The organism is Acinetobacter colistiniresistens, assembly GCF_024582815.1.
GTDB lineage: Bacteria > Pseudomonadota > Gammaproteobacteria > Pseudomonadales > Moraxellaceae > Acinetobacter.
This window is the reverse complement of sequence record NZ_CP102099.1, coordinates 829,652-844,323: the sequence shown is the minus strand read 5'-3', so window position 1 is coordinate 844,323 and position 14,672 is coordinate 829,652. Positions and strand designations below refer to the sequence as shown.

The 14,672-nt window shown below is 43.5% G+C and carries 10 protein-coding genes; 5 read left to right on the top strand and 5 right to left on the bottom strand.

Features of this window, described 5'->3' with window-relative positions; all coding sequences use genetic code 11:
- Nucleotides 1-4 precede the first annotated feature (4 nt).
- The 4 genes from NQU59_RS03965 to gshA form a co-directional block, all read right to left on the bottom strand.
- Entirely contained in the window at nucleotides 5-2,215 is a 2,211-nt protein-coding gene (locus NQU59_RS03965) for a LysM peptidoglycan-binding domain-containing protein (protein ID WP_257065138.1), read from the bottom strand.
- On the bottom strand, nucleotides 2,212-5,538 hold the full coding sequence (locus tag NQU59_RS03960) for a type VI secretion system Vgr family protein (RefSeq protein ID WP_257065137.1): 3,327 nt from the start codon (nucleotides 5,536-5,538) through the stop codon (nucleotides 2,212-2,214). Before NQU59_RS03960 ends, NQU59_RS03965 begins: the two co-directional genes overlap by 4 nt.
- 178 nt (nucleotides 5,539-5,716) lie before the next feature.
- A complete protein-coding gene (locus NQU59_RS03955; RefSeq protein ID WP_005270227.1) occupies nucleotides 5,717-6,223 on the bottom strand; it encodes a disulfide bond formation protein B in 507 nt (168 codons plus the stop codon).
- A gap of 18 nt (nucleotides 6,224-6,241) precedes the next feature.
- Nucleotides 6,242-7,816 (bottom strand): glutamate--cysteine ligase, encoded by a 1,575-nt coding sequence (gene gshA, locus NQU59_RS03950; protein ID WP_257065134.1) that lies wholly within the window; start codon nucleotides 7,814-7,816, stop codon nucleotides 6,242-6,244.
- A 228-nt stretch (nucleotides 7,817-8,044) separates the two neighbouring features.
- Between gshA and NQU59_RS03945 the strand changes: the two genes are divergently transcribed.
- From NQU59_RS03945 to NQU59_RS03925, 5 genes are all read left to right on the top strand, one after another.
- The gene (locus NQU59_RS03945) at nucleotides 8,045-8,584 is read left to right on the top strand and encodes a DUF924 family protein (RefSeq protein ID WP_257065132.1); all 540 of its coding nucleotides are present in this window, start codon (nucleotides 8,045-8,047) and stop codon (nucleotides 8,582-8,584) included.
- Nucleotides 8,585-8,620: 36 nt separating this feature from the next.
- Nucleotides 8,621-9,178, top strand: coding sequence for a CC0125/CC1285 family lipoprotein (locus NQU59_RS03940; protein ID WP_257065131.1), 558 nt, complete (start codon nucleotides 8,621-8,623; stop codon nucleotides 9,176-9,178).
- Between the two features lie 17 nt (nucleotides 9,179-9,195).
- On the top strand, nucleotides 9,196-10,503 hold the full coding sequence (locus NQU59_RS03935; protein WP_257065128.1) for a DUF445 domain-containing protein: 1,308 nt from the start codon (nucleotides 9,196-9,198) through the stop codon (nucleotides 10,501-10,503).
- 245 nt (nucleotides 10,504-10,748) lie between these two features.
- Complete coding sequence (locus NQU59_RS03930) at nucleotides 10,749-11,903, top strand: pyridoxal phosphate-dependent aminotransferase (protein WP_257065127.1); 1,155 nt, start codon at nucleotides 10,749-10,751, stop codon at nucleotides 11,901-11,903.
- A gap of 97 nt (nucleotides 11,904-12,000) precedes the next feature.
- Entirely contained in the window at nucleotides 12,001-13,368 is a 1,368-nt protein-coding gene (locus tag NQU59_RS03925) for an MATE family efflux transporter (RefSeq protein ID WP_257065126.1), read from the top strand.
- A 387-nt stretch (nucleotides 13,369-13,755) separates the two neighbouring features.
- Here NQU59_RS03925 and NQU59_RS03920 read toward each other — a convergent pair whose 3' ends face one another.
- A complete protein-coding gene (locus NQU59_RS03920) occupies nucleotides 13,756-14,583 on the bottom strand; it encodes an SDR family NAD(P)-dependent oxidoreductase (RefSeq protein WP_257065125.1) in 828 nt (275 codons plus the stop codon).
- Nucleotides 14,584-14,672 lie beyond the last annotated feature (89 nt).

Below are 14,672 nucleotides of genomic sequence, written 5' to 3'. Positions count from 1 at the left end.
TTTCCTATTTGCTTAAATGAACTGCTTTAATTTTTTCAAAAATAGCTCTTACTTTAGCCGTAGAATGACTATTGGCTTTATTTGTAGCCGATTGATGATATCCGATAGTACCGTCTGATACATTACCAAATTTATTCTTTTCACCGTTAGGGAGAGCAATTGAGGCCCATTCTTTTGAAGCATCAGTCATTGCCTGATCAACTGTGGCACTACCATTTTCAATAAGTGCTTTAATTGAACGTCGATTCAACAATAAATATTCCCTAAAAACCTTCTCTTGCGTATCACTGTCATACAATTCTCCACCAGATAATCCTAACGCTTTTTTAGCAGCTGAAAGTGTCTTTGGAATTGTTTGATATTTTCCAGTTGCAAAACGCCTACGCTCATCCTCCCAAGTATAATTTTTTGAAGCATCTAGTAACTGATTAATAGTCTTTCCTGTTATTGTTCCAGCTTTATCATTCATTTTACCGAATTTAACTCTTTTCCCTTCTGGTGCTCCAGCATTCCAAGCTTCATAACTTCCTTCACCACTTGCAATAGCATCCCCTAGCTCTTTTACTAATTCCACTATACTTTTATTATTGCTTACTGGAAGGCTCGAATTAAGTATTTTTCCGCTACAACTTAGAATGTTAATTTTACTTTTTCTACAAAGCTCACTCAAAGTACCATTAATTATTTTCTCAACATTCGTACCATAATATACCAAATCTTGTACATTCAAGTTCTCATACCATAAGATATCAAAATGTACCCAACCTGTTGCTCCCTGTCCTCGTGATTCTAAAAATATACGATTTCCACCTCTTGTCCCTGTAGAAGCTGCATTCATATATTTCATAAATACTTTTTCCCTGACAAGATTAAGCTTAGTACTATCGCTGATGAGAACATCAAGAGCAGCACCACTCATATGATTCACTGTCTGACGAGATTGTTTACTTGAATTATGCCCTGCATTATTCTCAATGCATCGGTAACCAGAACTTATACCTGTTATTTTTACGCCTAAATCTTTTTCTTTTTCTAAATAAAAATGAGCAGCTTTTAAAATCCACATTGTAGATCTATGCATTCCTGGTGCCTCAACACCTAAAGCCTTATATTGTTTTTTTCTACTAGCACCAAAACCTTTACATTGAACACCACCACCAAATTTTGCACAGGGACATGCTATAGATTGCATATATTTTTGAATAGGATACTTCTGATTAAACTCATCTAAAGCAGCTACAACAGAACCACAAATTTTCCCTGTTTCAGGGACTCCCATATAATCCCTTTGGAATTGCTTAATACAATTTTCAGTTAGCTCAGTGAACTCATCCGTAGGTAAGGCTCCACCAAAGCCCGCCAAACGAATATTCACTTCTCGAATAAGCTCACTTTTACCACTTGAAATACATTGCGGATTGGTTTTACATAAATTTGGAGCATCTGCTTTAGGTGTCCCACCATCCTGACTGCGATTATCAACCGTCAATATCTTGGAAGCAGCGTTTGTAGCTTCGTTCAGCGTTTTTTTACCTTCTTCATAAAGTTCATTTACTTGATCTAGGATTTTACTGCCAAAATTTGCTCCAAAAATTCCTTCTTCCTGCTTTTTCTGAGGTGTTGTACTAGATGGCCTTACAGGTGGAGCCTGTGGTGCTTTTGTTTTAGTGCTGCTAGCCGAAGGTTGTGTTCTAGTGGTCTGCTTAGCTTTTTCTTGATGTGTATTATTTCCTGTCGCAGGAATATTCACTGGCAACTTAATCACTTGCCCTATACTAATTTTATTGGGATCATCTATGTTATTCAAACGTTCTAATGCTCGAACAGTAGTATGATTTTTTTGAGCTATTTCAAATAAAGTTTCACCCTTTTTTACAACATGCGTTTTTCTTTTATATTGTCCATTGTTACCTTGATTTGTTAGTGTTTTTAAATCCAACATTACTTTTGGACTGGTAATTTTTACGAGCATGCGATCTTTAGACATTACAAAACTTTGTACCTTGATCATCAAGCCATTAAACATACTTTTGATATAAACATCTAAAGCCGTACCCTTATCTCGACTAATCTCAACGATACATCCAGATGAATTCGTAAATCCAGCAGCAATAACTTGCCCAGTCCTCTGATTTTTTACTTCATATTGTGCTTTTGAGATTGGGCTACCAAATAAATCTAAGAGTTGTATCGTAACTAATGATTTTTTATTCATTTCCAATCCCTATCTTCTACATTATTCTCTATTTCTGAGTCACTCACATTTTGATCTGCTAAAAAATCATCTTCATCAAAACTATCAATGACTAATCCCCATTCATCATTAGAGCCAACAAGAACCTGAACTTTGGTTGGATCTGGCGTACTAATTTTCCCTGTACGACCATGTTCATCTATTGATCCCGAAGTAAATGAATTCGTTCCCGGTACAAAAGCTTTATAACTGAGCTGGCTAAAATCACTCTCCCAAAATAAATCATAAATATCTAAGCGATTGCTAAAAGTCGGTGTGCTAGGTAATTGCGGAACCTCATATGAAACTTTAGCGCCACTCACAAACAAATGCTGACCAGCCTTGCTCTCAAACTTACCACCTGTGGTTGAAAATACCCCGTTGGCATTGATCTTCAGCTGAGAACCACCCGCTGTTAGTACAATCTCTTTAGGACTGGTAATTTCAATCTTATCTTCAGTGGAAATCAGTTTAATCACCTTCTTGGCAATCGCTTCAATCGCATCATCCTGCGCCTGCAACTCCAATTTGCCTTTTGCTGCATAAGCTCTAAAGCCCTTTTGCGCGGCAAACAAACTGATTTTGTCCTGTGCATGCCCAATAATATTCTTCTGTGCGCTCAAGTTAATTGAACCACTGGCACTCTCGGCAATATCCTGAGAAGCCTGTAAAATAATATTTTCAGGCGTGGTTAACGCAATTCCATTCGGTGATGCCAACAACATCAAGGCCTGTCTGAAAATCTTGCCTTGCTCTTGCTGTTTAGCATTCGAACTGCTTTCCAAACCTTGGGTATAACCCTCCATAAAGCCTTGTAGGGAGCTTAATGCTTTGGACGGAGTGATGTCTAACTTGCTGCCTTTACTAAAGGTTCCACAGGTACTCATCAGCTCAAAATCTTTAATATCGACATTGGCCAAAACCTTTCCGACTTCTTTAATACTCTCAAACGGGTTTTGCTGAATCCGATCTTTAATGCTGGCAAGCTTACCTTTGACAATATCAGCGCCATGCTCTTCTACGTTTTCAATGAACTCTTTCAGATTTTCAACCGCATCTTTGGCATCACTAAAGAACGCATTAAACTCTTCGACCGCGCCTTTGGCATTGCCGCCGAGTGCACCAATATCCTCAATAAAACCACCGCAATCCTTTAAAGCATGAATTGGGTCATTACTCATCCCTTCTTTAAATAAATTTAAAGTGCTATCCAGTGCTTGACCTGTGGTTTTAAGCTCCAGTGACTGAATAAACTTCGGTAAACGGTTAATCACATTCAGCGCATCGGTCTGTTGCTTAGCAGCCACTTCACTGAGCATTTTCATGCTGTCATAGCCCTGTGACAGCAAAGATTGTGCTTGCGCAGCTTCCAGATGATCAGCAATCGCCTGTTCTTGGGCATAGGTACTGATCAGCATGCCTTTACCTGCTCGTACTGCCCCCCAAGCATCAGTTCTGAGCTCGAAGCCCTCACCACGACCGTTGCTGCTTTCCTGCACTTTAGGGTGACTTAAATTACCTAAATTCAGCTGTGTTGCAGCATGGCTGCTTTGTAACTGGGTACTGATTTGCCCTGTCGTATCATCAAAGCGTAATTGGTTAAAACCATTGCCATTGACTTCCTGACTGCGAATACCACTGAGTTTTTTAGTATCTGGAAGCTGTCCTTTGACATCAAATTTGGCCGGAGAACGCTGTGCTTCATGGATTCGCCCTGTCACAAAAGGACGGTCGATATTGCCATCAAAGAAGTCAATAACCACCACCTCACCAATCCGTGGCAAGAAGCGTGCACCATAGCCTTCCCCCGCCCAAGGCGTGAGGACATCCACCCATGCGGAGTCGGTGTCATTGTCATTGCTGCCCGCACCACCATCATGTCCATGGTCATCGCTACGGGTAAACAGAAAGCGCACCTTGATCCGTCCCCATTCATCCACATAAATGGTTTCGCCTTCAGGCCCAACCACTTTGGCGCGTTGCGGATAGGCAACCGGACGATGCAACTCTGGATCATATTCAGGGATGATTTTAATCTGACGGCGAATCAAGGTCAGTTCATTACCCTGACGCTCTGCCTCGTCATAGCCGTGTTGATCCCAGCGGCTTTGGCTGAGCAGCTGACTCACCTGTTGCTGTAAATCTTTCGGTAAATTATTTTGATTGTAGAAATGCTTGGCAATAATCAGGAACTCCTGATCGGCCCCTTCATGCTGATCAATTTCAGGATGTTCCCTCAGATTAAACCAATAGCCAACCTGACTATCCCGTACCGTGCTGTAAGCCTTAAAATATTTGGCTTGACTGGCATACATGTCATTGAATTGCTGATTCAGTTTTTCTAACTGACTGTTCCCAGAAGCCGTCGCTTGGTCTTCACCCTTTAAATCCTGCATCCAGGCCGGGCTGATATGCCATGCCTGCTCAAGACTTAAACTGGCAGAGTCGAAACTGTCCGAATGGTTATGGCTGGTGACGACTGAACCTGCGCCTTCTTCTTGTGCCAAGGCATCGGGTTGCCAGCGTTGCAGATGCACGGCTGTGGGTTGCAGGCTTCGCACCGCCACAAAGCCAGTAATGCTATCCTGAAATTCTGTGGCACTGCTGCGGTGATAACGAATGCTGCGTCGAGCCAGAGCCTGATACTGGCTATTGTCATCAATTAATCTTAGCTTCTGCGCTTTAACAGGGGTACTCGAATGCGGCACAAAAAGTTCAGCTTCATCAATCAGCCAGCTAATGCCTTCACTGCGCCATAAGCGCGTTAGAAAGTCATAATCAGATTCATTCGAGCCCATCACAAAGGGGCGTATATCATAATTCTGGCTTAAGCCATTCAGATCCAGATTCAGACTTGCCGCAAAAAGTGGGCTTCTTTGCTGCCACTCCTTGAATAAAACTTCGGTAATTTCCACAACCGTTTTATTCATAAACACACGGCTGTTACGGCGTTTATGCCATAAATGAGTCGCATCGTTTATAGTCAGCTTATACAGCGTTAATGCACCATCACTTTGCCCATAGCTGGCCTCAGTCACAATCCCCGTGGTGCGAAACAACTGCCCTGAATCGGTAACCTGATCAACTGCAACCTGAACCCCAATAAACTGTTTGAGGGGAATCTGGGCATTGGTCGACAGGCAAATCAGCTCAGCTTCCAAACCCACATTGAGCTGATGCTGGCCTTGTATGCGTTGTAAAAAAACTTGATTATTCAGTAGATGATTAGAAAACTGTACGTGGATAGCACGTTTCTGTGCATTTAGCCCTATTTTTTCTAATACATTAAATATATTAAAAAGCATTTTTTATAATCGGATTGTGCTGGGATTTGGCTGAACTTTACAAAAAACAGACTTATCTGTCCATAAAAAAAAGCGTGCAAGCAACAAAATGGCACAACTTGTTTAGTTATAGAGAATATAAAGCCCGAAATGTGCATTCACATTTCGGGCTTTATCCAGCGAGTACAGAGGCATGCTGTTATTTTGCAGCAACACCATAGTTTCTAAACAGCTGCCATAAGCAGATCAATAAAATCAGGCTGAAATACAACAAAGACCAAACTGGCAAAGATTGTCCCAAGAACGTCCAGTCAATCACTGCACACTCACCAGAACCTGAAAGCACTTCCTGTAATACCGCCTTCATCGGCAACACATCAACCAGATAATCTAAACCCGGCCCACAGCTTGGCACTTGGTCAGCAGGTAAATGCTGCAACCAGATATGGCGTGCTGCGACGGCGACTGACCAGCCAATTGATACGGTCGCCAAGAAAGCATAAAAACGTTTGAATGCACTCGAAACTGGATTATGAATAAAGGCAACGAGGGCAATCAAGCCCATTATAATCAAGCCGATACGTTGGAAAATACACAATGGACAAGGGTTTAAACCTTGCACATGCTCTAGATACAACGCAAATGAGATACCAATGATGCTGGTCAGTACCAAAACAGCGCTGACTAGGCGGTAATTCCATCGCATGGGAAGTCCTCTAAAATTTTAACGGTATTGTGCAAGATATTGTTCAAAACTCATGTCGTTATCTTGTTCAAGTTGCGCCTGTTTTTGCAACGATGTTTGCGCCAATTGTTCAAAATAGTGTTTGCGTTCTTCACTGAGTGGATGTTGGTGATAATGATCAACATGTTGCTGCGCCATGACACTGCCAAAACTCCATGTGCCGCCATGCTGCAAGGTGTCTGCAATCACATGAGCCGAAGGGGTATTTTCGACATGGTCTAGGCGCTGCTGCATCACTTGGATCGCATCTTGATACAGCTGTGTGCCATCCATTTGGTCTAATAGCTTGGCGCAGTCTTGAATCGCATTTAAATGGGTTTGTGCCCAATCTTTTAATGCAATCGAGTGCTCTCCCTCTTCGATCTTGGCATCTGCTGCACGCCCACGATTGACCACTTCTGTTTGATTGCGGTCAATCTGTTCTTGTTCTTCAGCAAATAAATCTGGGCTGTCTTTGAGCAAGCAATACAACGCCAGACTTTCAAGGAAGCCTGCCGAAATTTCATCAATCCCAATCGCACTATACGGATTCACATCCACGGCACGCAATTCGACATAACCCACACCACGATTTTTTAAGGCTTGTGATGGTGTTTCACCCGCTTGTGGTACCTGTTTAGGGCGTACCAGACTGTAGTATTCATTTTCAATCTGTAGCACATGATCATTGATCTGAATCGGCTCACCCTGCTCATCGTTGAGGCCCAGTGCCGTAAACTCTGGATATGGCGTATGCACGGCTTTTTGTAAGCCATCCAGATAATCATGCAGGTCGTTATAATGAATGCCGAGCTCTTTTTGCGCTGAGTTTTGATAGCCCAAACGCCCCATCCGTAAAGCGGTTGCTTCAGGCAGATATAAGGTACCTTTAACCAAAGGTTGTAAATGGTGCTGACGACCTGTCAGGAAGCAACGACACACCGATGGGCTCGCACCCAACATATACATCACCAAAGGAATCAAACGAATAAAGTTGCGGATCAAACCGAAATAGCGATGACTACGATAATCTTGCAGGCTGAGCTGTTTTAATTGTGGGTTGCTTTCATGCTGCTGCAAAAGCGCAAATAATTGTTCTGGAAAAGATAAATTATAATGCACCCCGGAAATGGTCTGCATACGGCGACCATAACGCACGCCTAAACCACGACGATATAAGGTTTTAAAGCGACCAATATTGGAACTGCCATATTGTGCCAGTTTAATATTTTCTTCGTTATCATCCAGCATACAGGGCATCGACAGAGGCCATAAGCGTTCGCCATCTTCCAGTTGCTCATGGACGATACTATGAATATCACTCAGTTCATTGAGTGCCGCCGCAATCGTTGTTTGTGGCGTGGTGATAAACTCCATCAATGCTTCTGAATAATCCGTCGTAATATATGGATGTGTCAGGGCTGAACCGAGCGCTTCTGGATGATTTTTTTGTGATAAAAATCCATTACTTTGCATTCGCAGGCTTTCACGCTCAATGCCACGTAACATCCCCTTTAATAGCGAGGCATCTACCCAAGTTGGTATCACAGAGGAAGTAAGGCTGGGTTGATTCATATTCTATTGCTCGCTTATTCAGGATCAGCCGACCACATGCATGGTAACGACATCGTCGATTCTACAGGCATGATCTGCATGCCAATCCCTTCGACTCAGCCAATTATAACGACAATTACAATCTAGTCATCTGATTTAGTTTGGCAATTTTTATCACAATCTTGTTACATAAGACACGCTGAAATTGTGATTTTATTAAAAAATAAATCTTCCAGTGGATACTCCCCCATGCAAGCGCAAGACATTCTTAATTTTTGGTTTGACCCTGACCATCGTTCACTTTGGTTTGCTAAAAGTGATGATTTTGATGCAAAAATTCGCGCGTCCTTTGCAGAGATCCATCAACAAGCTGCTCAGGCGGAGCTGTGGTCATGGCGCCAGACACCTGAAGGTCGTTTGGCGGAAATTATTATACTCGACCAATTCTCCCGAAATTTATATCGGGATCAAGCCCAAGCTTTTGCTTATGACAGCCTTGCACTCGCATTGGCACAAGAAGCGATTAGCTTACAGCTGGACGCACAACTCAGCCCAGAGCAACGTTCCTTCCTGTATATGCCGTTTATGCATAGTGAATCCAAACGCATGCATGAATTTGCCCTGAAATTATTTCAACGCTTAGGCAATGAAATAAATCTAAGCTTTGAGAAAAAGCACAAAGTGATCATTGATCGTTTTGGGCGTTATCCGCATCGCAATGCACTATTAGGACGTCACTCAAGCGCTGAAGAATTGGAGTTTTTAACTCAACCGAATAGCAGTTTTTAAGTCGACTCCCCTCGACACTGTACATAGGAATAGCATATGAAAAGCGTATTAATATGCACCCCGCTGCTTGTCGCACTGACATTTGCAGGATGTGCAACGGTTCCGTCCAAACCCAGAACCTTTGACCAACTGGGCCAATTCACCACTTATCCGTTAAATAACAAAACTTACCGTGTCGGTTTCCAAGCAGACAATAACTTGAGTTATGGTACAGCTGAGGAAATTACCTTGCTCAAAGCCGCACAAACCACGGTTAAAAATGGTTTCCGTTATTTTAGTGTGGTGGATGATCCAAGTAATGCCCGCCATAAGACACCGCGCCAAGCCGTGATTTATCCGACGCCATCGTATTACCCTTATGGTTATTATCGTCGTCATCCTGCCTTTTGGCCGGATCCATTCTACGATACCCCACAAGTGGTCAATCTTGATCCAATTCAAGTGTCGTATACTATCGAGTGCTTTAAGACACAGCAGCAATCTCCTGATGCCTTTGATGCTCAAATGATTTTGCAGTCTTTAGGGCCAAAATATGGCTTGAGCCCGACAGGAGACGTGTTGCAGCCTCCTGCACCGCCTCAAAACAAAAAATAAATTAAAAGGATGACTCCATGAGTTCAGTCGAAGAAATCCACGTCCCGAGCTTACAACGAAGTAAATACTTCGCCACCATGGCACTGATCATTGCAGTGGTGTCATGGATCGCTTTCATGGTCGCGGCGCACTTTCTGCCTGAATATAAATGGCTCATCCATATTTTCATGCTCGGTGCAGAAGCAGGCGTGGTCGGTGGCTTGGCGGACTGGTATGCGGTGACTGTGTTATTCCGCAACCCCTTTGGCAGAATGCCGCTACCGAAACTGTTGCGTGACCACACCGAAATTATCCCACGCAATAAGGCTCGTATTGCCGAGTCAATGGGTCGCTTTGTACAGGAAAATTTTCTTTCCCCACAGATCGTGCAACGCAGTCTACAAAATGCTGATATCAGTTTGGCTGTAGGCCAATGGTTAGCCAGTCCCAAAAACAATCAGCAAGTGGTGCAGATGATTCAGCACACCGTGCCGAGAATCTTTGAATTTGTCAGCCAAGAGCAAATTGCACACTTCGTCCAGAACAACAGTGTGCAGTGGGTCAGAAGTACCAAGGTCAATAAACTGGCCAGTGAAATGCTACGTGCGGTACTGGAAAATGATTTCCACCAAGATGTGTTACAGCGTGGTCTCGATCTGGCACATGAATGGATGGTGTCACATCCGGAAGAAGCACGTGATTTATCACGTAAATTATTCCAAGAATTAGGGGTCTGGAAGCTGGCCAAAGGCGCAAGCTGGATCGGCATTGATGTACAGCAACGCACCATTGACTCTCTGATTGAAAAAGTTGAATCGATGCTGGCCAATCCCGACCATCCATGGCGTCAGGATATTGAAGCCACCACCCATAAGCTGATGCTGGAACTGGCAGAACCCGATAGTGAAGCTAGCCAGCGTTTAAATCGTGGTAAAGATGCACTACTTGATAGCCCACAGGTCCTGAATTTTATCAGTGGTGCGGTGGGAATATTATGTGATGCGATTAAAACCGATTTAATGCAGCAAGATTCAGGCATTGCCACTAACCTACAGGCGGCGATCCAGCAACTCGGTGAAAGTCTGATTCAAAATGAAAAAGTACGTCAGGTACTGAATGAAAAAATGGTCGGCTTGGCCATTAATTTCAGTGAGCAATACAGTGACAAGATCATTCGTTATATCAGTGAACGGATTCATGAGTGGGATTCACGAGAAATGATTGCCAAAATCGAAAGCGAGGTGGGCGGTGATCTGCATATGATCCGCGTCAATGGTGTGATTGTCGGTGCCTTTATTGGTTTAGCACTTGGTGTGATCCGTGCCATTGTTGAAAATGTTTTGTAAATAAATCAAATCCTAAAATCCTCTAGCTCAATTTAAATCAGGATTAGCTATCGTGATGGCGGCATGGATGCCGCCCGTAGTGCTGCGGCCTCAAGGACGGGCCGTCAGCACTACAAAGGATTTTTGTTACTTTTCATCCTTGAAAAGTAAAACATGCCTATGCAAATTACATATAATTTCTCACAGCATACGAGGCTGTGCAGAGTCATCGTAAAAAAGAAATTAGATATTAAAAAGGACATCCGATGTTGCAACTTCAGTCAAAACTCCCAAGCCAAGGCGTGACCATCTTTAGCGTCATGACTGAACTCGCACAACGACTCAATGCACTGAATCTCTCCCAAGGCTTCCCCGATTTCCCAGCCCCGCCAGCCCTACTCGAAGCGCTGAGCCAAGCCACGCTTTCAGGCTATAACCAATACCCTGCAGGTGACGGCGTACTGGCGTTAAGACAGCAGCTGGCGACACAATTCTTGGCACGAGATCAACTGCAACTCGACCCAGTCACTGAAATCACCATCACCCCTGGTGCAACCATTGCGATTTTCTGTGCCATTCAAGCCAGTATCCATGCAGGCGATGAAGTGATTATTTTCGACCCAAGCTATGACAGCTATGCCCCTGCGGTTCAGTTGGCAGGTGGAAAATCAGTACATATTCATTTAGAAGCACCCAGCTTTCAGGTGAACTGGCAGAAGGTCAAAGACAGTATCAATGCCAACACCCGTATGATCATTGTCAACACGCCACACAATCCCACAGGTGCGGTCTGGTCAGAGCAGGATTGGCGCCAACTGATTGAGCTGATCCAAGATAAAAATATCGTGGTGCTTTCCGATGAAGTCTATGAACATCTGATTTTTGATGGGCAAAAACACCATAGTGCACTGCAATTCCCTGAATTACGTGAACGTAGTTTCGTGATTGGTTCTTTTGGCAAAACCTATCATGTCACAGGCTGGAAAACCGGCTATTGTGTTGCTGCACCACAACTCATGCGTCTATTTCGCCAGATTTATCAGTTTGCCAATTTCTGTGGCACTACCCCGTGCCAGATTGCATTGGCTAACTATATGCAGCAGCATCCTGAGCATATTCAGCAATTGCCAAGCTTTTATCAGGCCAAGCGTGACATGTTCAATACCCAGATTCAAAACTCGCGTTTTAACTTTATTCCCTCCCCAGGGACTTATTTCCAGAATCTGGATTACAGCAACATTCGCCCTGATCTGAATGATGTCGAGATGTGCCAATTCCTTGCCGAGCAACACAAAATTGTGGCGATTCCAATTTCAGTGTTTTATCAGCAGGCACCTGAATCATTGCGACTGATTCGCTTCTGCTTCGCCAAGACCGATCAAACCTTACAACGTGCCGGTGAAATTCTCGTACAATGTTGATCAACAAAAAGAAACTGAACCCTCATCTTCAACACAACTGAGAATGTTATGTTGACAAAAATACAATCGTTTCAGGATGAAGCGTGAAGGAAATTGAATGACACCACGCCAACCTCTGGTGATGCAACCGAATCTCTGGAAAACCTTTTTTGTGTTTCTGGTGCCGCTGATTGCCACCAATATTTTACAAAACCTGTCAGGCACGATTAATACCATCTTTGTCGGTCAAATGATGGGCGTCAATGCCATTGCCGCAGTCTCGGTCTTCTTCCCCATCCTGTTCTTTTTACTGGCCTTTGTGATTGGAGTTTCTGCAGGCAGCACGGTACTGATTGGACAGGCATGGGGGGCACAGAATCTGGAAAAAGTCCGCTCCGTGATTGGCTCTACCGTATTTATGACCCTGATCGGGGGCAGTATCATTGCGGTACTGGGTTTGATCTTTGCCAAACATATTTTAGAGCTCCTCGGCACAGATCCTAAAGTCATGCATCTGTCTTTGCCTTATGTACAATGGATGTTGGTGGGTAGCCCCTTACTGTTCGTCTATATTATTTACACCTCGATTTTACGGGGTGTTGGCGACAGCGTAACCCCTTTGATTGCCCTGAGCCTGACCAGCTTGATTGGTTTAGGTGTAACACCGGTGTTGCTGAAAGGTTACTTTGGTTTTCCGGCTTTGGGTATTGTTGCCCCTGCGATTGCAACCATTCTCGGTTATGCCGCGGTACTGATTTTTTTAGCGATTTATCTGAACTATAAAAATCATCCGTTAAAGATCGACCGTCTATTGCTGCAACATATTCGTTATGATGCCGAGCTCAGTAAATTAATTCTAAAACTTGGAATTCCAACAGGCATTCAGATGGTTACCACCTCCTTAGCAGGTCTGGTGATTATTGGCCTGATTAACCATTATGGTGCACATGCCACAGCAGCCTATGGTGCAGTCAATCAGGTGCTGAACTATATTCAATTTCCAGCGCTGTCGATTTCAATTGCTGCCTCGATCTTTGCTGCACAAGCGATTGGCGCAGGTAAACCCGATTTATTGGCCAAAGTCACCCGTACCGCTTTGGGTATGAATCTGTTATTTACAGGCACGTTGATTATCTTAGCCTATTTGTTCTCAAAATATCTAATGGCGCTGTTTATTACCGATCACAGCGTGATTGAACTGGGCCAACAGCTGTTATTTATCGTGCTCTGGTCGATTCTGTTCTTTGGGGCCAGTGCCATTTTTGCCTCGATCATGCGGGCCAGCGGTGCGGTCAATATCCCGATGCTGATCAATATTTTCACCATTCTGCTGATCGAAGTACCGTGTGCCTATTGGTTTAGCTCACTTTGGGGCTTAACAGGCATCTGGATTGCTTACGCACTTTCCTTTGTGAGTCTATGTGTCTTCCAAGCATTTTATTATCAATTCTTCTGGAAAAAGACCAAGATTAAAGTCCTTATTTAACCTGAGTTCGAGGCTGAATATGATACTTGGAAACGTCATTTACAACCTGAGCAAGCCAAAGCGACTAAAGCTTTGATGAAGCGCAAGATAAACACTGTGCGTAGTTTGCTATTCAAGTTAGCTTTCATCTTGCGGTGCATTCGCTCCTCATGCCAAAACAAAAGTAGGGCGAGCCTGAACAATTTAAAGCGATTGAAGCTTTAATGACGTGCAAGAGATAGTGGCTGATCCTAAAATTGGGTGAGAATATGGCAAGATTCCACCAAGCTAATTATTTTCAATAGCTTAGAAAGTCGTCAAACCGAACTCAGATTGTTTAATATCTGCTTGTTCTGGCGCAAATAAAAAAGCCATTCACAGAGAATGGCTTTTTTATTTGCTAACGACTTACATCATCTTGGTTGCAAACGCTGCAATCCGTTGATAACCCGTTGGGAATAAACGCTGGAACGAATCCACAATACGGGCATCGGTCCCAATCAATAAACGGCGTTTATCTTTCAAAACTGCATTAAGAATCTGACGTGCTGCTTCTTCGGGTGGCGTGCGCAGGAACTTGTCGAATTGCTTGATCGATTTGTTCGGGTCCATCCCCAAACTCTTCAAGCTGTCATTCATTTTCGCTGCTTTAGCGATATTGGTACGAATCCCGCCCGGATGTACGCAGAGTGAGCTGACACCACTCTTTTCAATATCCAGTTCCTGACGTAATGATTCAGTAAAACCGCGTACCGCAAATTTAGTTGCGTTATACGCCGATTGGGTTGGTTGTGAGGTCAAACCAAAAATACTGGAGATATTGATGATATGACCATCTTTACTTTGTTTGATAAATGGCAGGAATTCTTTGGTTCCGTACACCACGCCCCAGAAGTTAATGCCCACAATCCACTCTAAATCTTCGTAGCTTGCCCCTTCAACGGTTGAACCCAAAGCAACACCTGCGTTATTGAAGATCATATTGACTGAACCATGATCTTGCACGGTTTCTTGTGCCCACTGTTTCACCGCCTCGCGATCTGAAACATCAAGCACTTTGGTGGTGACCGAGACAGGATACTGTTTCACTAATTCTACAGTTTGCGCCAAACCTTTTTCATTGATATCACTCAATGACAAATGACAGCCTTGCTTCGCCAATAAAACTGCCAATTGCTGTCCAATCCCAGAACCTGCACCGGTGATCGCTGCGACTTTATTTTTAAAATTTTTCATTGCCTATCCTTTGTATTGCGAGTGATATGCACATATTCGCTTAGATCATGTGCAGTTTAAGCTATAACCAATATAATTTTGACAATACA

Coding starts and splice junctions, on each gene's coding strand:
- NQU59_RS03965 (WP_257065138.1), bottom strand. CDS start 2,215: ATGAATAAAAAATCATTAGTTACGATACAACTCTTAGATTTATTTGGT.
- NQU59_RS03960 (WP_257065137.1), bottom strand. CDS start 5,538: ATGCTTTTTAATATATTTAATGTATTAGAAAAAATAGGGCTAAATGCA.
- NQU59_RS03955 (WP_005270227.1), bottom strand. CDS start 6,223: ATGCGATGGAATTACCGCCTAGTCAGCGCTGTTTTGGTACTGACCAGC.
- gshA (WP_257065134.1), bottom strand. CDS start 7,816: ATGAATCAACCCAGCCTTACTTCCTCTGTGATACCAACTTGGGTAGAT.
- NQU59_RS03945 (WP_257065132.1), top strand. CDS start 8,045: ATGCAAGCGCAAGACATTCTTAATTTTTGGTTTGACCCTGACCATCGT.
- NQU59_RS03940 (WP_257065131.1), top strand. CDS start 8,621: ATGAAAAGCGTATTAATATGCACCCCGCTGCTTGTCGCACTGACATTT.
- NQU59_RS03935 (WP_257065128.1), top strand. CDS start 9,196: ATGAGTTCAGTCGAAGAAATCCACGTCCCGAGCTTACAACGAAGTAAA.
- NQU59_RS03930 (WP_257065127.1), top strand. CDS start 10,749: ATGTTGCAACTTCAGTCAAAACTCCCAAGCCAAGGCGTGACCATCTTT.
- NQU59_RS03925 (WP_257065126.1), top strand. CDS start 12,001: ATGACACCACGCCAACCTCTGGTGATGCAACCGAATCTCTGGAAAACC.
- NQU59_RS03920 (WP_257065125.1), bottom strand. CDS start 14,583: ATGAAAAATTTTAAAAATAAAGTCGCAGCGATCACCGGTGCAGGTTCT.